Origin of the sequence: Anaerozeibacter quisquiliarum, from assembly GCF_051162045.1 — a bacterium.
Taxonomy (GTDB): domain Bacteria; phylum Bacillota; class Clostridia; order Christensenellales; family Aristaeellaceae; genus Anaerozeibacter; species Anaerozeibacter quisquiliarum.
Genome location: NZ_JBISDI010000007.1, coordinates 58,690 through 79,074, shown reverse-complemented (window position 1 = coordinate 79,074; position 20,385 = coordinate 58,690). Strand labels below are relative to the sequence as shown.

The 20,385-nt window shown below is 64.4% G+C and carries 21 protein-coding genes; 6 read left to right on the top strand and 15 right to left on the bottom strand.

Annotation, left to right across the window (positions count from 1 at the left end; translation table 11 throughout):
• Positions 1–48 precede the first annotated feature (48 nt).
• From ACH6CV_RS04560 to nadD, 9 genes are all read right to left on the bottom strand, one after another.
• The gene (locus tag ACH6CV_RS04560; protein WP_456356984.1) at positions 49–1,089 is read right to left on the bottom strand and encodes an MBL fold metallo-hydrolase; all 1,041 of its coding nucleotides are present in this window, start codon (positions 1,087–1,089) and stop codon (positions 49–51) included.
• The gene (locus ACH6CV_RS04555) at positions 1,086–1,922 is read right to left on the bottom strand and encodes a class II fructose-bisphosphate aldolase (RefSeq protein WP_456356983.1); all 837 of its coding nucleotides are present in this window, start codon (positions 1,920–1,922) and stop codon (positions 1,086–1,088) included. The genes ACH6CV_RS04560 and ACH6CV_RS04555 overlap by 4 nt, the downstream gene beginning before the upstream one ends.
• Before the next feature lie 64 nt (positions 1,923–1,986).
• Positions 1,987–2,847 carry an AAA family ATPase gene (locus tag ACH6CV_RS04550; protein WP_456356982.1) on the bottom strand — a complete coding sequence of 287 codons (861 nt, stop codon included), beginning with the start codon at positions 2,845–2,847 and terminating at the stop codon, positions 1,987–1,989.
• 12 nt (positions 2,848–2,859) lie between these two features.
• Positions 2,860–3,306: a ribonuclease HI gene (rnhA, locus tag ACH6CV_RS04545; protein WP_456356981.1), complete on the bottom strand. Its 447-nt coding sequence runs from the start codon at positions 3,304–3,306 to the stop codon at positions 2,860–2,862.
• Complete coding sequence (gene proC, locus ACH6CV_RS04540; RefSeq protein WP_456356980.1) at positions 3,303–4,103, bottom strand: pyrroline-5-carboxylate reductase; 801 nt, start codon at positions 4,101–4,103, stop codon at positions 3,303–3,305. Before proC ends, rnhA begins: the two co-directional genes overlap by 4 nt.
• A complete protein-coding gene (locus ACH6CV_RS04535; RefSeq protein ID WP_456356979.1) occupies positions 4,100–4,864 on the bottom strand; it encodes a sigma-70 family RNA polymerase sigma factor in 765 nt (254 codons plus the stop codon). The genes proC and ACH6CV_RS04535 overlap by 4 nt, the downstream gene beginning before the upstream one ends.
• Before the next feature lie 9 nt (positions 4,865–4,873).
• Complete coding sequence (locus tag ACH6CV_RS04530) at positions 4,874–5,269, bottom strand: hypothetical protein (protein WP_456356978.1); 396 nt, start codon at positions 5,267–5,269, stop codon at positions 4,874–4,876.
• Complete coding sequence (gene rsfS / locus ACH6CV_RS04525; RefSeq protein WP_456356977.1) at positions 5,266–5,640, bottom strand: ribosome silencing factor; 375 nt, start codon at positions 5,638–5,640, stop codon at positions 5,266–5,268. Before rsfS ends, ACH6CV_RS04530 begins: the two co-directional genes overlap by 4 nt.
• Before the next feature lie 10 nt (positions 5,641–5,650).
• Positions 5,651–6,808 (bottom strand): nicotinate-nucleotide adenylyltransferase, encoded by a 1,158-nt coding sequence (gene nadD / locus ACH6CV_RS04520; RefSeq protein WP_456356976.1) that lies wholly within the window; start codon positions 6,806–6,808, stop codon positions 5,651–5,653.
• Positions 6,809–6,938: 130 nt separating this feature from the next.
• On the opposite strand from nadD, the gene ACH6CV_RS04515 reads away from it, so the two are divergent.
• Positions 6,939–7,676, top strand: a complete 738-nt coding sequence (locus ACH6CV_RS04515; RefSeq protein ID WP_456356975.1) for a hypothetical protein — start codon at positions 6,939–6,941, stop codon at positions 7,674–7,676.
• A gap of 88 nt (positions 7,677–7,764) precedes the next feature.
• Here the strand turns inward: ACH6CV_RS04515 and ACH6CV_RS04510 are convergent, their stop codons facing one another.
• From ACH6CV_RS04510 to ACH6CV_RS04485, 6 genes are all read right to left on the bottom strand, one after another.
• Complete coding sequence (locus tag ACH6CV_RS04510; RefSeq protein ID WP_456356974.1) at positions 7,765–9,201, bottom strand: VanW family protein; 1,437 nt, start codon at positions 9,199–9,201, stop codon at positions 7,765–7,767.
• Positions 9,202–9,618: 417 nt separating this feature from the next.
• Positions 9,619–10,899, bottom strand: a complete 1,281-nt coding sequence (locus tag ACH6CV_RS04505; protein ID WP_456356973.1) for an MFS transporter — start codon at positions 10,897–10,899, stop codon at positions 9,619–9,621.
• 430 nt (positions 10,900–11,329) lie between these two features.
• A complete protein-coding gene (locus ACH6CV_RS04500) occupies positions 11,330–12,013 on the bottom strand; it encodes an SH3 domain-containing protein (RefSeq protein WP_456356972.1) in 684 nt (227 codons plus the stop codon).
• A gap of 201 nt (positions 12,014–12,214) precedes the next feature.
• The gene (locus ACH6CV_RS04495; RefSeq protein ID WP_456356971.1) at positions 12,215–12,919 is read right to left on the bottom strand and encodes a metallophosphoesterase; all 705 of its coding nucleotides are present in this window, start codon (positions 12,917–12,919) and stop codon (positions 12,215–12,217) included.
• A complete protein-coding gene (locus tag ACH6CV_RS04490) occupies positions 12,879–13,280 on the bottom strand; it encodes a hypothetical protein (RefSeq protein WP_456356970.1) in 402 nt (133 codons plus the stop codon). Before ACH6CV_RS04490 ends, ACH6CV_RS04495 begins: the two co-directional genes overlap by 41 nt.
• Positions 13,281–13,418: 138 nt before the next feature.
• On the bottom strand, positions 13,419–15,740 hold the full coding sequence (locus ACH6CV_RS04485; RefSeq protein ID WP_456356969.1) for an ATP-dependent DNA helicase: 2,322 nt from the start codon (positions 15,738–15,740) through the stop codon (positions 13,419–13,421).
• A gap of 137 nt (positions 15,741–15,877) precedes the next feature.
• On the opposite strand from ACH6CV_RS04485, the gene ACH6CV_RS04480 reads away from it, so the two are divergent.
• The 5 genes from ACH6CV_RS04480 to ACH6CV_RS04460 all read left to right on the top strand — a co-directional run bounded on the left by ACH6CV_RS04480 (position 15,878) and on the right by ACH6CV_RS04460 (position 20,357).
• On the top strand, positions 15,878–16,891 hold the full coding sequence (locus ACH6CV_RS04480) for a type I phosphomannose isomerase catalytic subunit (RefSeq protein WP_456356968.1): 1,014 nt from the start codon (positions 15,878–15,880) through the stop codon (positions 16,889–16,891).
• Between the two features lie 2 nt (positions 16,892–16,893).
• Positions 16,894–17,865, top strand: a complete 972-nt coding sequence (locus ACH6CV_RS04475) for a glycosyltransferase family 2 protein (protein WP_456356967.1) — start codon at positions 16,894–16,896, stop codon at positions 17,863–17,865.
• Between the two features lie 10 nt (positions 17,866–17,875).
• Entirely contained in the window at positions 17,876–18,712 is an 837-nt protein-coding gene (locus tag ACH6CV_RS04470; RefSeq protein ID WP_456356966.1) for a ComEC/Rec2 family competence protein, read from the top strand.
• Between the two features lie 33 nt (positions 18,713–18,745).
• Positions 18,746–19,732, top strand: a complete 987-nt coding sequence (gene msrB, locus ACH6CV_RS04465) for a peptide-methionine (R)-S-oxide reductase MsrB (protein ID WP_456356965.1) — start codon at positions 18,746–18,748, stop codon at positions 19,730–19,732.
• Between the two features lie 142 nt (positions 19,733–19,874).
• Positions 19,875–20,357 (top strand): hypothetical protein, encoded by a 483-nt coding sequence (locus ACH6CV_RS04460; protein ID WP_456356964.1) that lies wholly within the window; start codon positions 19,875–19,877, stop codon positions 20,355–20,357.
• The last annotated feature ends 28 nt before the right edge of the window (positions 20,358–20,385 follow it).

The following is a 20,385-nucleotide window of genomic DNA, read 5'->3' as shown; positions in this document are numbered from 1 at the left end:
CCGCCGGGCGGTTTGGTTCGAACGTATGATTTCGATGGGTATAGCCCCTCACCGCACGCCCTCCCACCAGCGCGTAAACACCTGCCGTTCATCATCAAGCTTTACCGGCTCGCCGATCATGGGCGTGAGCAGACGGTAGTGCTTGCCTTGGCTGGCGGCGACGATTCGCTTGAACGGGTCGTCCCAGGCGTGATTGGACAGGATGAATTTGCCCGCGTGGCCGGGCAGCAGCGCTCTGGCATGCAGCGCTTCGGCAGCCTCGGCCACTTCTTCCGGCATCATATGGATGTTGGGCCAGGCGGCGTTGTACTGGCCGTTTTCCATGATCGCCAGGTCAAAGCCCGCAAATACCTTTCCGATTTCCTTGAAGTGCGGCCCGTATCCGCTGTCGCCTCCGAAGAATACGCGGCGATTGGGCGTCAGCAGCGCATAGGAGACCCACAGCGTCTTGTTGGGCAACAGGCGGCCGGAGTAATGGCGCGCCGGCAATACACGGACGACAAAGTCATCTCCCATCTTGAGCTCGGTGAACCAGTCCGCCTCGTGGACGATCTTATCTTCAAATCCCCATGCCTCAAAATGCGCGCCTACGCCCAAGCCGCAGATCACATGCTTGATCTTCGGCTTGAGCGCGGCGACGGTGGGATAATCCAAGTGATCCCAATGATCGTGGGAAATGAGCAGGTAGTCGATGTCCGGCATGTCCACGGCCGTATAGGGATCGGTTCTCGCAAAGGCCCTGTTTGCGAAGGGAACGGGCGACGCATAGGCGCTGAACACAGGATCGATCAGTATGCGATATCCCCCGAGCACCATGAAATAGGAGGAATGACCCAGCCAGACGACCGCGTCATTCCCCTTATCCAAGGTTTTGAGGTCTGTCTTTATGGAAGGAAGGGCATCCGCCGGCATCAACCGTTCCTGCCGCGGGAAAGCAAACGCCCACCATATCGCGAGGCGGTTCTTTTTGACAATTTGAACGGTGGGCACCAGGTTTAGGAAGTGTCCGTTCAAGTAGTGCGGCGAACGCCTGATGCGTTCAAGGCGCTCGCCTTTCGGCAGAGCGCCAAACCGCCCTCCTGTTTTCATGCCTTCCCCGCGCTGCCGAACAGGTTCAGCTTTTTCAGCGTCGCCTGCTTCATCGCGGCTTCGGCCAGTTGCAGCGCGTCGGTGTAGGAGGCGTCCGGGTGGCCTGACAGCGCGCGTTTCGCGGCCAGAATTACGTCGGTGTAGACGTTGACCTTGGCGATGCCGTGGGCGACCGTCAAGCGGAAGTCGTCGTCCGACAGCCCCGATCCGCCGTGCAGCACCAGCGGGGCATCCACCGTCTTGCGAATGGCCTTGAGCCTTTCAAAGTCGAGTTTGGGCGTGGACTTGTACACGCCGTGCGCGGTGCCGATCGACACCGCCAGGAAGTCCGCGCCGGTGCGATCGACGAAGTCCTTCGCCATAAGCGGGTCGGTGTACTCGGTGGTGTCCTCGCTGCCGGTCTCGTCGGATAACCCGCCTACGCGGCCCAGCTCGCATTCGACGCCCGCGCCCATGGTGTGCGCGATCTCGGCGATCTTTGTCGAGTTGATGATGTTGTGTTCATGCGTCTCGCGCGATCCGTCGTACATGACCGAGCCGAAACCCGCGCGCAGCGCCTGCATCAGCGTGTCGAAGCGGTAGCTGTGATCCAGATGCACGGCGACCGGCACCCTCGCGCGCCGGGCCGCGTCGATCAGCAACGGTGCGATCCAGTCAATGGACGCATAGCCCAAGAGCGCCTCCGCCGTGCCGATGATGATCGGCGAGGCGACCTCTTCGGCGGCTAAGATGTAGGCGCGCGCCATGTCCATGTTGACCGCGTTGAAAAAGCCGATGCCGTAGTGCCTGCGCTGCGCGTCGTGCAGCAATTCCTTCATCGTGTAAAGTGCCATAGGAAGTATCGTCCCTTTCTGAGTCTCAAATCCTCGCCCATCATATCATGCGCCATTTTGCATGTCAATTTTCAAACGCCCCCGCATGCCGTGAGAAGAAATCGTAATATGCGCGCACGTTGGCAAGCTCGGTCCATGGCTTGACGTCCACGGGACGCGCGTCGAGGTCGTAGATCTTGACGTTCGGCATTGCCAGCAAAAAGGGGGAATGCGTGGAGATGACCAGTTGACAGCCCATGTAGCGCGCCGACTCCGCAAGGTATTGGGCGAGCTCAATCTGCTTTGCGGCCGAGAGGCTGTTTTCCGGTTCGTCCAACAGGTAGAGCGCGTCGGCTTCGATCTTCTGCCTGAAGTAGAAGATCGCGCTTTCGCCGTTGGACTGCTCGCGCACGGTGTCCATCAGTTGCTCGCGCACAAAGGCCGACTGCGTCTTGCGCCGCGCGCTGTTGCGCTTCTTCAGCGCCTCGTAATCCTCCAGCGAGCGTATCTGAAAGGTGGAATGCCTCGCGGCGTAATGCTCGTCGAACAGCAGTTCCTTCTGCCGGTCGATGCCCTCGTTGAGGCTGCGGATGCCCAGCATGTAGTCAAACACGTCGTCGCTGGTCACGATCCGGCTGTGAGGCGGAACGTCCGCCTCCAACCGCACCCGGCACATATTCACATAATCCTCAAAGAAATTCGAGCGGTTGTAGGGCGCGCCGCGCTGGGCGCCCAGCTTTTCCGCGATGACGTTCAGCGCGGTCGTCTTGCCCGAGCCGTTGCCGCCGTACAGGATCGTGACGGGCTCGAAGTCGATGCGCTTAAGCCCCGCCTGCGATAGCACGTAGAACGGGTATAAGCTGTTGTAGCAGGTCCGCTGGACCGAAAGCCGGAAACCCCATTCCTGATCCTCGGTCGGGAAGGTGATGCTGTCCAAGTAGATCATCGCCATGCTTCCTTAGCTCTGCCCCCGCGCGCGCTTGATCGCGCCGGTGGCCAGCTCGTCGCAGCGGTTGTTTTCTTTGTTGGTGGAATGCCCCTTGACCTTGATGAAGCTCACCTTATGCCGGGCGGTGAGCGAAAGCAGGGCTTCCCACAGGTCGCGGTTTTCCACCGGCTTTTTGTCGCTCTTGAGCCAGTTGTTTTTCTGCCAGTTGTCGAGCCAGCGCTTTTGAAACGCGTGGGCGAGATAGGCGCTGTCGGTGTACAGCGCGACCTCGCAGGGCTCCTTGAGCGCGCTGAGGCCCTCGATCGCAGCCTGCATTTCCATGCGGTTGTTTGTGGTGGCCGGGTCGTAGCCCGACAGTTCGCGCCGGAAGTCCTTGTAGATCAGCACCGCGCCCCACCCGCCCGGGCCCGGGTTGCCCGAACAGGCGCCGTCGGTATACAGCTTAAGCTGCTTCATGCCCGGCTCATTTGGCTCGCTTTTTCAGCCGCCGCCACCGCCGCGCCGATCACCGCCGCGCGCAGACCGCCCTCCTCGAGCGCCTTGACCGCCGCGATCGTGGTGCCGCCCGGCGAGCACACCGCGTCCTTGAGCGCGCCCGGGTGCTGACCGGTCACGAGCGCCATCTCGGCCGCGCCCTTGAGCGTCTGCGCCGCCATCGCGAGCGCCTGATCGCGCGCAAGCCCCAGGTAGACCCCGGCGTCAGCCAGCGCCTCCAGGAAGAGATAGGCGTAGGCCGGGCCGCTGCCGGACACGCCGACCACCGCCTCCATCTGATCCTCGCGCACCCAGGTGAGCCGGCCAAGCGATTCAAACATGCGCTCGGCGAACGCGCGCTCCCGATCGGTCAGCGCGTGCGCGCGGCTGAACGCCGTCATGCCCTGGCCGACCAGCGCCGGGGTGTTGGGCATCGCGCGCAGCACGCGCGTGCTCTCTTCGAGCGCCGCGCGCAGCATCGCGCACGTCCAGCCGGCCGCGATTGAAATCAGCGCCTTGCCTCTGAGCGCCTGTTTTTGCTCAGCGAGCACCTGCGCGACCACATTGGGCTTGACCGCCAGCACCACCATGTCGGATGCTTCGATCATGGCGGCGCACGATTCGTGCGCGACGACGCGAAGCTCCGACGCCATGCGCGACGTCAGTTCCGCGTTCACGTCGAAGACGTGTACGTCATCTGCCCGCAACACGCCGCCGGCGACCACGCCCCGAATCAGCGCGCCCGCCATGTTGCCTGCTCCGATGAATCCCAGGTTCATGCCTCCGCCTCCCCATCCCCGCGCACGATCAGCGAGCGGATCTTGTCCAGCGCGCGCCGCTCGATGCGCGATATCGTCATCTGCGACACGCCCATCTGTTCGCCGACCACCCGCTGGCTCAGCCCCTCGAAGTAGCGCTCCGCGATCACGCGCCGCTCGTCTTCGCTGAGCTTCGTCAGCGCGCGCTCGAGCAGGTCGCGCTCGTCAAAACGCGCGAAGCCTTCTTCCTCGCGGCCCAACATCGACTGGAGCGGCGAGTCGTCCACACCCGCCGGAGAGGCGTCCAAGGACAGCGGGCTGGCCGCGTTTTGCGCCTCGAGCGCCTCGAGCACCTCGTCGAGCGGCGCGTCCAGCTCTTCGGCCAGCTCGATGGGCGTGGGCGAGCGCATCAGCCGCTGTTCCAGATCCGTGCAGGCGTTCTTGATGCGGCGGTTCAGCGCGGTTGAACGGCGGGGCAGCGAAATCAGGCGCGATTTGTCGCGGAAATAGTTTTTGACCTCGCCCACCATCGTGGGCGTGGCGTAGCTGACGAACTTGACGCCCTTTTGGACGTCGAAGCGCTCGATCGCCTTGAGCAGCGCAAGCGAAGCCACCTGGTACAGATCGTCGTACTCCACGCCCCGCCCCGAGAAGCGGCGGGCCACGATGTCGGCGATGTACAGGTGCGCCGCGGCCAGCTTATCACGCAGCGCGACGTCGTTCGACTGCTGGTACTGCAGGATCAGCGCCTCCGTGCTGTACGTTGTGCCTTTGTAAGCCATGGTCGCCCCTCAGCGCGGCAACCGCTTGCGCATGTCGATCGCACGCAGGCGGTCATCGTCGAAACTCAAGGTTACCTCGTCGGTCATCGAGCTCAGCACGCACCGAATTACCGAGATCTCATCGTCGCTCAGCAACGACCCACCCTCTTGGCAATCGCAGGCGGTCGACTCGGCGCGCAGGCAGAAGTAGCCGTCCTCGGTCCAGTAGGACACGCGCAGCGAACGGCAGTGCGACGTGCGCATCAGGCAGCCGCACGCCTCCTCAGCCGCCAGCTTTACATCGCTCACCACGTCGACCGACAGCCCCGAGCGCGCCAGCGCGCCCGAGGTGGTCAGCCGCACCACCAGCATCATCTCGCGCTCGGCGGGTACGGTGAGCACCACCGCGTTATCAGCCGGGGTCATATGCGTTCTTCCTCCGCATCTTTGGGCAAAAAAGGCGTCAGGTTGCCGCCGTCCATCCACAACCGCTCGATGTTGTAATAGGCCCGCTCCTCCTCATGGAACAGGTGCACGATGACGCTTGCATAATCGAGCACCACCCAGCGCGCCTCGCGCTGACCCTCCTTGCGGCGGACGGGGATGTCCTCCTGCTCGAGTTTCTCCTCCACCGCCTCGGCCAGCGCGTGCACCTTGATCGTATTGTTCGCGCTCGCGATGACAAAGTAGTCGGTGATCGACGTCAGGTGCTTGACGTCGAGCACCATGATGTTGTCGCCTTTTTTCTCATCAAGGGTCGCCGCGATCCGCTGCGCCAGTTCCTTGGGATTCATCATGTCTTTTCCCTCACATCCTGTCATTCTTTATGCTTTCGAGGAGCTCCAGCGTCCTCTCGTTGAGCGGCATGCCGCGCGTGCGCACGTAGTCGACCGTGCGGCGCGCCGCGATGGCCATCGCCTGATCGAGATCCACCTCGGCCGCCTCGCGTATCTCGTTAAGGCCCGGAAAGGCCCTGCGGTTTTCCTCGGTCATGTCGGCCAGATAGATCACCTTGTCGAGCGCCGTCATGCCGACCCGGCCCGTGGTGTGCCAGCGGATCGCATCGAGCACCTGCCCGTCGGTCACGTGAAACTGCTCGCGCGCCAGCGCCGTGCCCGCCGCCGCGTGTAAAAGCGCCCGGCTCTCGCCCTCGCCCGCCGCCAGCGCGATGCCCTCGCGCGCGACCAACGCCGCCATCTCGGCGACCTGCATGTGCTTGGCGCAATCGTGCAGCAGCGCCGCCAATCGCGCCTGCTCGACATCTACCCCGTGCAGCTGCGCAAGCCTCACGGCCATGCGCTCCACGCCCAGCGTGTGGCGGTAGCGCGCCGGGGTCATCGTGTGCCTGAGCGTTTCGAGCATCGGGTCGTGGTACAGCTTGCGGGCCTTGATGTAGCGCTCGACCGGCTCAGGCACGTAGAGCGCGAGCGATTCGTGGCGCGCGGCCCGTTGCCGCACCTCGGTGGACGACAGATTCGATACCGGCTGGCCGATCATGCGGATGTCCAGGCGGTACTTGCCCGAGATGCAGGCCATCTGACTTTTAATCAGAGGGTCTGGAGTGCCCGGCCGCGGCACCAGCACCAGCATCCTGAGCAAGGAGGCCACCTCGTCAAAGGCGTGCCAGGTCTCGATCGTCAAGAGTGTGTCCGCGCCTACCACGTAGCAAAAATCCGCGTCCGGCTCGCTCGCGCGAAGACTTCTGAGCGTATCCAGCGTGTAGGTCACGCCCGCGCGCTTCACCTCCACGTCCGATGCCTCAAAACCCGGCCGGCCTTGGATTGCCAGCACCACCATGTTCAGCCGGTCCTCGGCGCTGGCCTGCGTGCCTTTGTGCGGCGGATCGCCGTCGGGGATGAACAGCATGCGCCCGATCGACAGCTGCCGGGTCGCCGCCTCCGCCATCTTCAAATGCCCCAGGTGAATCGGGTCAAAAGTCCCACCCAGGATGCCAATCGTACCCAATCGCCATCGCTCCCCGCTTCGTTCTCTATATTATATACCATGCGCGGCGATTAGAAAAGGAAAATCTACACATGCTCTAAGATAAAGTTGATGAAGTTTGGCGGATAAAGTTTGGCGGGAGGCGAAGACCATGCCGGGTAAGATCGACCGTGCGGCGCTGTTTGTGCTGCTGCTGGCGCTGGGCTTTGTGCTGTTCTGGGCTGCGGTCGGCCGCTGGCCGGTCGCGCTGGCGCTGACCTGCGCGTTGGGCCTTTCGACGCACGCCTGCTGCCGCGCCTGGCGCGCGCGCTGCGGAGCGAACCGCGCATACAATCGCGCCCGCGCGCGCGACGCACGGGCGCTGATCGACGGGTGGGCCGTGCGCCCTGACGCCGACGCGGCCGAGGCACATGTGCGCGCGCGCTTTGCCTCGTCCCCGCCGTTTGCCTTCCGGTTGCTCGCCCGCCACGGCGCCGCGCCGCCGCTCAACGCCAACGACCTGTTGGCGCTCTGGCGCGAGCACGCGGGCGGCGAGCGCCTGGTCGCGGCCTCGACCGGCCCGATCGACCGGGAAGCGCAAGCGCTCGCCGCGACGCTCAGGTCGCCCGCCGTGCGCCTGCTGGACGCGGACGCGCTCGCGGACGCGCTCGCGGGAAGCGGCCTTGAGCTGCCCGAGGCCCCGCCCGCGCGCCGCCGCCTGCGCCTGCCCCGCCTCGCGCCCAGCCGCAAAAAAGCGCCCTACTGCCTGATCTACGCGCTGTTCATGCTGGCCGTCTATTGGCTGCTCGGCGCGCCCGTCTATCTGCTGGCCGCGCTGTTCCTGATCGCGCTCGCGGTGCTGGGGCTAAAAAAGCCGGGGGCAACCCCAACGGAGCTGTTCCCCGGATGATGCGAACCGAAGTTGAGAAATGCGCTGCATCTCCCTCGTTTTTTACTTTACCTATGCGCCGGAATCGATGCCAGGTATCATGCGCGTATTAACCCTCGAACCCCCGCTCATGCACGCCGACCCAGTATTCCGGCTGTTTCTCGTAGTAGGTATCTTGGTCAAACACTTGACGGTCGACTTCCTGGCCGGTCGCGCGGTCGTAGTAGATGCGCATACCCACGCTCTTGACCATGTCCTTGCCCTCGGTCTTGAGCACCGGCTCCTCGTCCTTGTAGTACACGATCTTGCCCTTGGTGTCCGGCACGTACCGGCTCTTCTTGGGCGGCTTCTGATCCACGATCCTGTGATCCAGCTGGATCTCGTACGCATTCTGCGGCCCGTAGATGCGCACGCGCGCCTTCTCCTGGTCGACGTGGGTGTAGATGAAGATCGAGTAGGGCAGGGGGTTGGTGAAGCGCAGGTCTTTTTCCCTGCCCCGCTGCAGCGACACCACCGCGTCCATGCTGGCCTTGACGTAGGCCACGGTCATGTTGTGCGACTGGCGCTCGACGATGTCCATGTTCGCCAGCAGCAGCGCGCCGTAGAGCGTGCTCGACGCCTGGCAGGTGCCGCCGCCGATGCCCGAGATGATCTCGGTGCCGTTGTACTCGGGCGCCTCGAAGAACCCCCGCTCCACCGTGCGCGGGCCCACCACCTCGTTTATCGATACGGTCTGGCCCGGCCTGACCTCAAACCCGTCAAACGCCTGCAGCGCGCGCCGGATGTTCTTGGTGCGGTTGCTGCTGCTGGCCTTGGTGGACGTGACGTAGTAGACGATCAACTGGGTGTTCTGCAGCGTGTCCTCGGTGGTGCGCGCAGGCTTGAGCACATGCGTCTGAAGCGCGATTTCGGCCCCGCTGCCCTCGCGGATCGCCGCGTCGAGCGTCGATCGCAAATCCTCCACCGACAGCCCCAGCCCGTCCCGAGACGGCTCCACCGTCAGCTGCTCGCTCAGGCCCGGAATCACCGTCGCCTCGACCGCCGGCACGCTGATCTCGGCCGCGATGCCCTCGAGGAACTGCGTGAACATCGCCTCGTCGTAGACGATCTCGCTGTCGTAGTATTGCGGGTTGGCCTTGAGGAGCTCGACCTGCTCGCGCTTTTCGCGCGCGGTGCCGGTCTTCCCCCAGTTCCAGGCCTGCTTCAACTGCGCCTCGGCATCCGCGCTCAGGTGCGCGCCGAACTGCGAGGGCGTGAACGTCCACTGCCGCTCGCCGTGGGTCAGCGTGAACGTGCCGCTCAGCCGCTCCTGCACCCGGCCCAAGACCCGCTGGGCGCCCTCGTCGTAGCTCATGCCGCCCAGGGACACCCCGTCCACATACACGCCCTCGCAGAACCTGTCGTCCGCGGTCCCGCGCGTTGCAAAGCGGATGAGCAGCACGATGGCGAACGTCACCGCCGCGATCACGGCGGCCATCTTGAAAAGGCCCGGCAGCCCCCCGCGCGTGCGCCGCTTCCGCCGGCGCGCCACCCAAGTAGAAGACATCGCCCGGAATCCTCCTAATGGTCTTCATTTGATCCCGATGTTGGAAGCATTTGCGCGTAAATCAGACGAGTTAATCTTCGCCTCACTTAACCCGGAATTCTGTAGATAGAGCATCAAGCAATGCCAAGACAACAAAAAACCGCCGGCAGATGCGGACGTGATTCCTATCCTCAGGATCGCCAAGTGAAGTTCCTTAAGCAAGTACGGCATCGAAAATCCGACCATAAGCCCTTCCAATGATAAGTTCTGTTAAAGTTCCAGCCTGTTGTGCCGGAAAGCAGGAGATGCCCATCATGATTACATGCGGCGAGGGCCGGTTGAATCAACGCCACTCCTATAGCAAGCACAACCAAAAACGTCATTCTCTTGAGCTTCGCAATGAAAACATTTTTATCAATCAATTACATTCTTATTGTATCATTCATCAGTCAGCTTGTCAAGTGATTCATCGGAAGAGCGTTGATAAAATGTTGACGGACGCGCGCGACGACCCAGCGCGGCGATGGCAACGATCATCACGATCGGGAAGGCGATCGAAAAAAGCAGCCCCAGCTTGAGCCCGGCCTCGGCGCCCGTACCCTGGAACCAGGCGGCGGCGCGCGCGAGGCCGCCGCGTTCGACCAGGCCCGATACCCGGCCCACCAGCATCGGCCCGACCGTGCAGCCCAGATCGCCCGCGAGCGCCATGATGCCAAACATGGCGGTGCCGCCGAGCGGGAACGCCGCCGCCGACAGGCTCAGCGAGCCCGGCCACATCAGCCCCACCGCGAGGCCGGTCAGCGCGCAGCCCACAAGCGACAAAAGCGGCCAGGGCGAGAATACCGCAATCAAATAACCGACCACGCACAGCGCGGCGCTGAGCCCCATGGCGCGCCGCAGCCGGAGCTTGCCGCCCATGAAGCCGTAATACACGCGCGCCAGCCCCATCATGGCCGCGAAGGCGCAGGGCCCGAGCAGGTCGCCCATGGCCTTGGGCACGCCCAAGCCCACCTCGGCGAACAGCGACGCCCACTGGCTCATCGCCTGCTCGGCCGCGCCGCCGCACACCATCATCAGCAGCAGTAGCCAGAAGATGGGCTGGGCGAACAGCGTTCGGGCGCGCTGGCGCTCGTGCTCGGCGACCAGCGGCCTCAGCGGAACCTTGGCGAACAGGAAAATGTTGACAAACGGCACCAGCGCCCACATGATCGGCAAAAAGCGCCAGGCTGTGCGTCCGAACAGCGCGAAGAAGCCGGTGGACAGCAGCACGACGCAGACCAGCCCCCAGCTGTAGAACGAGTGCAGCAGGCTCATCGCGCCGGCCTTCTCCTCGCCCGGCAGCGCTTCCACGATCGGGCTGATGAGCACCTCGGTCAGCCCGCCGCCCACGCCGAGGAACAGCGTGGCGATCAGCAGCGCCGGATAGGGCGCAACCGGCCCCGGCAGCACGGCCAGGAGCACGAGCCCCAGCACCGCCACGACGTGCGCCAGCACCACCGGCACGCGGAAGCCGATCCGATCCACCAGCCGTGAGGCCAGGTAGTCGGTGGCGATCTGCACGATAAAGTTAAACGAGATCAAAAGCGCGATGCGCTCGATGGACACGCCGAATGACTGCTGAAAGGTCACAAACAGCAGCGGCGACAGGTTGATTACAATGGCCTGGGTGATGTAGCCGAGGTAGCTGGCGAGCAGCGTGTGCCGGTATGTCAATCGCATGAGGGCCTCCGTTTTGTAATGTTGCATTCCCTCCATTCTACGAAGCCGCCGCGCATATGTCAAGCGGCGGCCTACAAAGATTGCCAATGCCGGGTGTGCAAGGGTTGACAATATCCGACAGGATGCCGGGGCCCCTAGGCTCCCTCGTCAGAGGGAGCCTAGGTAACCGCTGATCAAATCCCACGCGCGCTTTAATCAGCGCTTACCTAGGTAATCGCTGATCAAATCCCACGCGCGGTGGCGGTTGCATTTTCGCCAGCTCGGGCCCGCAGAATCCTCGACGTAGCGCTGCTACGCCTTCGGATTTTGCAAGCCCAATCCGGCAAAAATTCCCCTCGCCATCGCACGCGCGCTTTAATCAGCGCTTACCTAGGGAGAAAGGGCCGCAGCGCCTTTTCTTGGCGCCGCGGCCCCGTCATGGGATATTTCATTATCTCAGGTAGTTGTTGAACAGGTATCCGCTCACCGAACCCGCCTTGACCTTGCTCCAGTTGCCGGTGATCGAGACGACCGTCACCTGCGTGCCGCTGGGCAGCGTCTTGATGAGTTCGCCGTTGGCGCTCTTGCGCAGGTTGACGCGGGCGCTGGTAATCATGGTGTAGCCGCTGGCGACGTAGGTCTTCGAGATCCAGCCCTTCGCGCCGGTCAGCGCGGTTACGTAGTACCAATTGCCGCTCTCGTCCCAAATCCTGAGCTTCGCCCCGCTCCTGAACGTCGCCACCGCGGCATAGTTCGTGCCCGGGCCCTTGCGCAGATTCACGCCCCGACCGGTCACGCGGCCGGCCTTGGCAGTCCCTTCGGGCGAAGGATCGACCTCGCCCGGCTGATCGGGCAGTTCCTTGATGTAGGCGTTGCGGATGTAGCCGGTCTTGCCGCTGCGCTCGACGTAGATCTTCGTCCAGGTCGCGCCCTGCTTCACGATGCTGATTTCATCACCGTCGATGGCCCAGCCGGCCACCGAATAGTTCGTGCCGGGGCCGGAACGCACGTTGAGCCCACCCATCGTCGACGGCAGCACCACCTGCGTGGTGGGGGTACCCGCCAGCGCCACCGGCGCGGCCACCGCCAGGCACAAGACCAACGACAGAACCAAGGCAACCAATTTCTTTCCCATGAAAACCCCTCCTTTGTGGAATCTGGTGCTTTGACCCGGCGGCCGCACCAAAGGTTTCCATGGGACCCGTGCCAATGTCTTCCAAACCCCCGTCGTTTCAGCGCCGATCTCGGGGGAAAAGGCGTCAAAACCCAGCAAAATCAGGCACTCCCGCCAGTTCCTTGAAAATCCCCACTGTGCGCTGGCAATTGATGGAAGGGTTCACGCCAGCTCGCGCAATCGGAAGCCCAGGCTGTCGCAGGACACCAGGTGATAGGAGATGCCGTCCCAGCTGCCCTGGAACGCGTGCGCGGCGGAGGGGCCGTGCAGGTGGCCGTACACCACCTGTTCTACGCGGTATTCGCGCAGCAGCCGCGTGAATCCTGTGTCGCGCTGGCCGAGGGTCAGCGGCGGGTAGTGCATCAGGCAGATCAGGCGCGCATCCTCCGAGCGCCGCCGCGCCGAGCCCAGCGTCATTTTAAGGCGGAGCAGTTCCCGCTCGTAGATGCGCACATCGGCGCTCTCGGCGTCTGCGCCCGGGATCGTCCAGCCGCGCGTACCGGCGAACAGCACGCCGGAAAGCTCGATCGAGTCGTTTTGCAGCGCGTACATGCCGTCGGGCAAGCAAGCGCGCACACGGCTGATCGAGCCCCACCAGTAGTCGTGGTTGCCCTTGACCAATATCTTGCGGCCGGGCAGTTCCCCGACCTGTCGCAAATGGATTTCGGCCTCATGAAGTTGCATCGCCCAGCTCAGGTCGCCGGGCAGCAGCACCACGTCTTCGGGAGAAACGCGCGCCCGCCAGTCCTCGGCGATACGAGAAAAGTGCCCGGTCCAATGCGAACCGAACACGTCCATGGGCTTGCCGCCTGTGTCCAGGTGTAGATCAGCGATCGAGAAGATCATCATCGGCCGCTTCGTCCACATCCTCTTCATCCTCTTCACCCGAGAAGTCGCCGTCCGGCTCAAAGTCACCGTTCTCGAGCGGGTCGTCGATGTCGATGGCGATCTCGTCCATCGTGGCCACCGAATCGATCTCGAGCGCCGGGTCCTCGCTGGGCACGACGTCGTCGTCGGTGGCCTCGGCGATCCGGCGCGCCATATCCTTAAGGCAGGTGGCGCACAGCTCGTTGCCGGGCGCGACCGGGTTCTCGCCGCATTCGGAACACAACTCGGCGATGTCCTCGATCTCGTCCTCGCCACGCACCTCCTTGCGGCACACGGTGCACAGTTGGCCCCCGTCCAAAATATAGTTAAGCTCGCAACGCGGGCACTTGACGAATCCCATAAACATCCTCCCAACCAAGTAGTACGTGCAGCCCGTACATCCTATGTGCGCGCCGCTCAGCGGTGACCATTATAGCGCAACCTCCCATGAGACGCAAGAGATTGCAATAATTTTACGGGCCACGCATTTGGAAGGTTTTTAATCCGCCCAGAACCGGACGAAGGTGCGCGCCATCGCGGTTGCGTCGCGCATGGTGCGCACCTGCCAGTGGGCGGGCAGCAGCGCTTGCAGGTCCTCGCCGCAGAACCTTTCGTCGATCAGCGCCACCACGCCCCGGTCATTTTCTGTGCGGATCACGCGGCCCGCCGCCTGCAGCACGCGTACGAGGCCGGGGAAGGTGTAGGCGTAGTGGTGGCCGGCGCCTTCGCCGTCGTCCATCAGCGCTTCGAGCGCGGCGCGTTCGAGGCTCAGCTGCGGGGTGCCGATGCCCACGATCGCCGCGCCGATCAAGAGGTCGCCCGGCAGGTCGATCCCCTCGGAAAACACGCCGCCCATCGCCACCAGCGCGACCATGCTGCGCGCGGGGTTGGGGACAAAGCCCTTAATGAAGGCCTCGCGCTCGCGCTCGCTCATGCGAGGCTGCTGGCGCACCACATGCAGGTCGCGGGCGGCATAACTCAGCACGTCGCCCACCAGGTTCAGGTAGGCGTGCGAGGGGAAGCCCACGAGGTAGTTGCCGGTCTTGGCGCGCGCCATGGCTGCGATCGCCTCGGCCACCGCGCCCGCGGTCAACTCGCGCCTGCGGAAGGTGGTGCCGATCGGCAGCGCCACCACGCACAGGTGCTCGCTGGGAAACGGCGAGGGCAGGTCGAGCAGAGCGTCGCCCGCCTCCTCGTCCAGGCCCAGCATGTCGCGATAGTACCGCAGCGGCGTCAGCGTGGCCGAGAACAGCAGCGCGCCGCGCACCCGATCGAAACACTTGCGCAGATAGGGCGCGGGATTCGCGCACCACAGCTTGACCGACAGATCGCGCTCCGACGGTTCGTAGAGCACGCGGTGCGCAGCCCCCATGTCGGCCGACACGCGGGTGTAGTTCAGCGCCTCAAAGTAGCGCTCGGTGAGCGACTGCGCGAACGCGCCCGCGCCGTTCAGCAGCGGCCGCGCCGCATCGAGGAAGATCTCCATCCGCTCGTTCAGCGCCTCGCTCTGCTCGTCCGCCCAGCAGGGATGGTCGTAGCTCAGACGCAGGCCTTTGAACGCCTCGATCAGTCCGGTCAGCGCCGCGTAAAGCTCGGTGTGCTCGCCGCCCTGGCGCTTGAGCGCACGGCGCAGCGCGCGCCAGTCGCCCTCGCGCGTCCCGGCCGACAGCATCTCCCGCGCGCGGTCGATCAGGTTGTGCGCCTCGTCCACCAGCAGCACGCTGTCGCTCTTTTCGAGGAAGAAGCGCTTGAGCTTGACGCGCGGGTCAAACGCGTAGTTGTAGTCGCCGATCACCACGTCGCAGGTCTCCGACAGGTCGAGCTGGAACTCGAACGGGCAGAGGTCTGCGGCATCGGCCAGCGCTTCTATTTGGTCGCGGCTCAGACGCTCGATCGCCAGCGCGCCCTTGAGCGCCTCGCGGCTGCGGTCGTAGTGGCCGGCGGCGCGCGGGCAGACCGATGGGTCGCAGGCGGTTCCGGGGCGGGGGCATAGCTTCTCCTTGGCGGTCAGCGTAATTGAGCGCACGCGCAGCCCCGTCTCGCGCATGCGGTCGAGCGCCTGCTCGGCCGCGAGCCGCGTCGTGGTGCGCGCGGTCAGGTAGAAGATGCGGCTGGTCAGCCCCTCGCCCATCGCCTTGAGCGCGGCGAACAGCGCCGCCGCCGTCTTGCCGATGCCGGTGGGCGCCTGCACCAGGATGCTGCGGCGCGCGCGGAACGCGCGGTAGGTCGCCGCCGCCATCTCACGCTGGCCGTCGCGATAGCCCTCGTAGGGGAAGGTCAGCGCGCGCGCCGTAGGCAGCACCGCTTCCTTCCATGCGTCGAGCGCCGACAGCCAGTCGGCGTAGGGCGCCGCATAGCCGGCGAAGCGCCCGGCCAGTTCGCCGGCGCTCAGCAGACGGGTGTGGGTGCGCGCCTCGCCGCTCAGGTGCAAATAGGTCAGCCGCACCTCGACCGACGCGTAATTCTCCCTGGCGGCCAGGATGTGCGCGTAGATTACGGCCTGCGCGAAGTGTTCAGGGTGCTCGCCGGGATCGACGGCGTGCGGATCAAGCCGGGTGGTCTTGATCTCCTCGACCACCGGCGGGATGCAGCCGCGGCACAGCCCGTCCGCGCGCCCGTATACCGTGAGCTCCACATCGCCGAACGCCTGGCTGATCGATAGGCCCACCTCGCGCTCAAACCCCTCGGGGTAGCGCGACTGCCACAGCCTGTGCCCCGCCATGCCGTCCTGCATCTGATCGATCGAGCGGATCGCGGGGAACAGGTCGCCGCGCTCGGTGGCGAATTCCGCGAGCGACCGGGCGCTGACGCGATGCTTCACGACAATCCGCTCCTTTCATATCACTTGACATCAATGAGGGCAGGGCATACAATGAATGCACACCGCATCATTTTATCGGATTCTGGGCAGAATTGCAATGTTTGTAGGTTTACTTTCCACAGAAGCGAGGGATCGATGTGCTGTATCCGCTGAAGCTGTCTCCCTATTTCCGGCATGGGGCCCAAACGCCCTGGGGCGGACGCAAGCTCGCAGACCTGTTCGGCAAGGCCATCCCCGACGACCGCACCGGCGAGAGCCTCGAGATATCGGCGCTCCCCGGCATGCAGAGTCGGATCGAAAACGGCGAGCTTAACGGTCGGCCGCTCGGCGCGGCGGTGGAGATTTGGGGCGAGGCGCTGACCGGGCTTAAAGAGCCGGGCTTCCCGCTGCTGGTCAAGCTGATCGATGCGCGCGAGCGGCTGTCGGTGCAGGTACACCCGGGCGACGGCTACGCGGGTTCGCGCGAAGGCAAGCGGGGCAAGACCGAGGCCTGGGTGGTGCTGGCCGCGCCGTGCGGCGCGCAACTGGTGTACGGCGTGGAGGCGGGCGGGCGGGCGCTCAAGGACATCGTGGCCGAAGGGCGGCTCGAAAGTGCGCTCAACTGGGTGGACGTACAGCCGGGCGACGTGCTGTACATCCCGCACGGCATGGTGCACGCGATAGGCGGCGAGTTGCTGATGTACGAGATTCAGCAGTCGAGCGACGTGACCTATCGGTTCTGGGACTGGGGGAGGGTGGACGAGGCGGGCCGCGGCCGCGCGCTGCACACCGAGCAGGCGCTCGACGTGACAAGGCCCGAGCTCAAGCTGCCCAAGATCGCCGGTGCGACGCTGCTTGTGCGCGGCGGCAGCGCGACCTACTACATATCGAATAAATACTTCGAGCTTAAGCGGCTGAACGTGGCGGACGACATGCCGCTCGACGGCGGGCGGATGCTTTTGATTACCGCGCTCGGGCCGTGCGCGCTTACGTGGCCGGGCGGCGGCATGGCGCTCGAGGCGGGGGGCAGCGCGCTGGTACCGGCCGCGCTCGAGGGCGCGGTGCTTAAGGGGCGGGTGAGCGCGCTGTGCGCCACCATGCCCGATCGGGAGGCGCTGAAGCGCTCGCTGGGCTACCGCGCGGGCGCGGTGGCCGGCTTATTGGAGGAATAGCGATGGACAGGACAGAGGACCCGGTTCGGCTGTACGTGGTGGCGCCCTGCTACAACGAGGAGGCCGTGCTGCCCGAGACGGCCAGGCGGCTGAATGCGCTGATGGATGAGCTCGAAGGCGAGGGGCTGATCGACGCGGACAGCCGGATCGTGCTGGTGGACGACGGCAGCCGCGACCGTACCTGGCCGTTGATCGAGGATAGCGCGGCGCAATATCCGCGCGTCGAGGGCATCAAGCTGGCCCACAACGCCGGCCATCAAAACGCGCTATGGGCCGGCATGATGACGGTCAGGAACAAGGCCGACGCGGTGGTCACGATCGACGCCGACCTACAGGACGATATTTCGGCAATCCGAGGCTTCCTTACGGCCTATCGGGCGGGCAACGAGGTGGTGTACGGCGTGCGCTCGGCGCGCAAGACCGACACCGCGTTCAAGCGCAAGACGGCGCACTGGTATTACGGCCTGATGAAGAAGCTCGGGGTCGATCTCAAGTACGACCACGCCGACTACCGACTGCTGAGCCGGCGCGCGCTCGAGGCGCTTGCCCAGTTCGGCGAGACCAATCTGTTCCTGCGCGGCATGGTGCCGCTGCTCGGCTTTCAGCACACCGAGGTATACTACGAGCGCGGCGAGCGTTTCGCGGGCGAGTCGAAATACCCGCTCCGGAAGATGCTGTCGTTCGCGATGGAGGGCATCACCTCGTTCAGCGTCAAGCCCATCCGCTACGTGGTGATGCTGGGCGTTCTGTTCGCCATCATCGGCGTGGTGATGGCGCTGTACGCGCTGATCTCGCGCTTCAGCGGCCGCGCGGTGGCCGGCTGGTCGTCGCTGATGGTGTCGGTCTGGGTGATCGGCGGCGTGCAGTTGATAGCGCTGGGCTTGATCGGCGAATATGTGGGCAAGCTGTACACCGAGGTCAAGCGCCGTCCGCGCTTCATTCTGGAGACCTATCTTGAGAAGCCGCGCGAGTAAGGAGGGACGGATGTCCAAGTATGCGAGGTGCGCCTGCTGGATTGCGCTGTTGATGTGCGCGATGGCGCTGACCGCGTGCGCGCAAGAGAAAGCGCCGGGCAAGCCGATCGCCACGCTCACATTTTTTGACGCCGGCAGTGCCGACGCCATTTTGATCGAGACGCCGGGCAGCGCGGTGCTGGTGGACGCCGGGCTCAAGGAGGACGCGCCCGCGCTGATCGCGGCGCTGGAACGCGCGGGCGTATCGAAGCTCGACGCGCTGATTATCACCCATTTTGACAAGGACCATGTGGGCGGCGCGGCGCAGGTGATCGAGGCGCTGCCGATTGGCCGGGCGTACGAACCGGACTACGAGAAGCATTCAAAGCACGTGAACGCCTATCGCGCCGCGCTCGTCAAGAAAGGCGTCGCGTCCGAGGCGCTCGATGCGAACACCGCGTTTGAACTGGATGGGATCGACTACGACATCGACGTGGCCAACGAGGCCTTCTACGGCGAGGATGAGGAGAACGACTTCTCGCTGGTGATCCGGCTGACGGCCGGGGACGCGCGCGCGCTGCTGGCCGGGGATGCCGAGCGCGCCCGGCTGATCGAGCTGCTGGACGAGGGCGACCTCAAAAGCGGTCTGCTCAAGGTGCCCCACCACGGCCGGTACAACAAGATCAGCCCGATCTTCTTCGCCGCGGTTGAGCCAAAACACGCGGTGATTACGAGCTCGGAGGGCGAGCCCGAGGAAGATGAGACCGTATACGCGCTTGAGCGCGCGGGCGCGCAGGTCTGGCTGACGCGCCGGGACGCGGTGGTGGCCGAGACCGACGGCCGGGGTTGGACGGTCGGGCAACCGTAACGCCGCGCGCGATGAGGCGGGGAGGGAATTTGCATGAGGCCCACCGAAATTGAGCGCCTGCGCGCGCCGGGAACGGGCGAGCGCGAGGTATGGCTGGCCGGCGGCTGCTTCTGGGGCACGCAGGCCTATTTGAAGAACATCTCCGGCGTCGTCCATACCAGCGTGGGCTACGCCAACGGCCGGGTGGAGCGGCCCACATACCAGATGATATGCTCGCGTGCGACCGGGTTTGCCGAGGCGGTGCATGTGATCTACGACCCGGCGGCGCTGCCGTTTGCGTTCCTGCTGGGGCTGTACTTCGATTCGATCGATCCCACCAGCGTCAACCGACAGGGCGGCGACGTGGGCGACCAGTACCGGACCGGCATCTACGCGCTGGAGGCGGCCGACGTGGATGAGGCGCGCTCGAGCCTGGCTGCGCTGGCGCGCTCGCTGGGCCGCCCGGTTGCGGTCGAGGCTGGGCCGCTGCAAAACTACTACCTGGCCGAGGATTACCATCAGGACTACCTCGACAAGAATCCGGGCGGCTACTGCCATGTGCCCCGCGCCAAGATCGAACGTGTCAAGGCGGCGCGCACCTATCGGCGGTCGAGCGACGAGCACATCCGGCGGACGCTCAGCCCGCTCTCTTACGCGGTGACCCAGCAAAACGGCACCGAGCGCCCGTTTGAGAACGCCTATTATGACCACTTCCAAAAGGGGGTCTATGTGGATGTGGTCACCGGCGAGCCGCTGTTTCTTTCGAGCGACAAGTTCGAGAGCGGTTGCGGATGGCCGGCGTTCGCGCACCCGGTAACCGAGGCCGCCGTGACCGAACATGAAGACAACACATACGGCATGCGCCGCTCGGAGGTGCGCAGCGCCGCGGGCAATTCCCATCTCGGGCATGTGTTCGAGGACGGGCCGCACGCGCGCGGCGGGCTTCGGTACTGCATCAACAGCGCCGCGCTGCGCTTTGTGCCGCTCGAGCAGATGGAGACGCAGGGCTACGGCTACCTGATATCGCGCGTCGATCGGTAGGCGCGGCCCTTAAATTAAATTTTCACAAATCCCCCCAAAAGGCTTTAGCTTCATGAATTTTTCGCGATATATCAAATAGGGAGAGAATGGCGCGGGACGCGCGGCTTCCTGATCCCGGTTGTCAAAAAGGGGGGTCTGTGTCGTGAAGGTGGTCGGTTATGCGGCGATTTACTTTGCGCATTATCGTCAGGTTCAAACCAACAACAGCGCCGGTCAGGATGTTCGCCTCAAGTCCATCCGCGGCGAGATAGAAGATGTGCGCCTGGCGCTTCAGCGCTTGTCCAACACCGAGAGGGTTCCCCTCGAGGAAAAGGCAAAGCAGCGCAAGGAGCTTCAAAAGCATTTGCAGGAGTTGAGCCGGCAGATGCTTCGGCGCAGGCTCGAAATCCAGCAGGAAAAGCGCGACAAGCTGGCGGGCGAGGTTGCGGAAGACATTCAGGAGCAGTCGGCCGCGGGCGCCGACCGGCAGGTGTTCGGCGCGCCCGGCATCGGCTTCATGCCGGATGGGTCCGATGGGGAGCGGCGGGTCAGGCACGTCGCGCGGGACGGGCGCGAGGATCTTGCCGCCCCGTGCGCGGCGGATGCGCTGCAGGATATCCAGGAGGACGCGCGCAAACGGGCTTAGGTAACCGCCGATCTGTTCCTACGCCGTC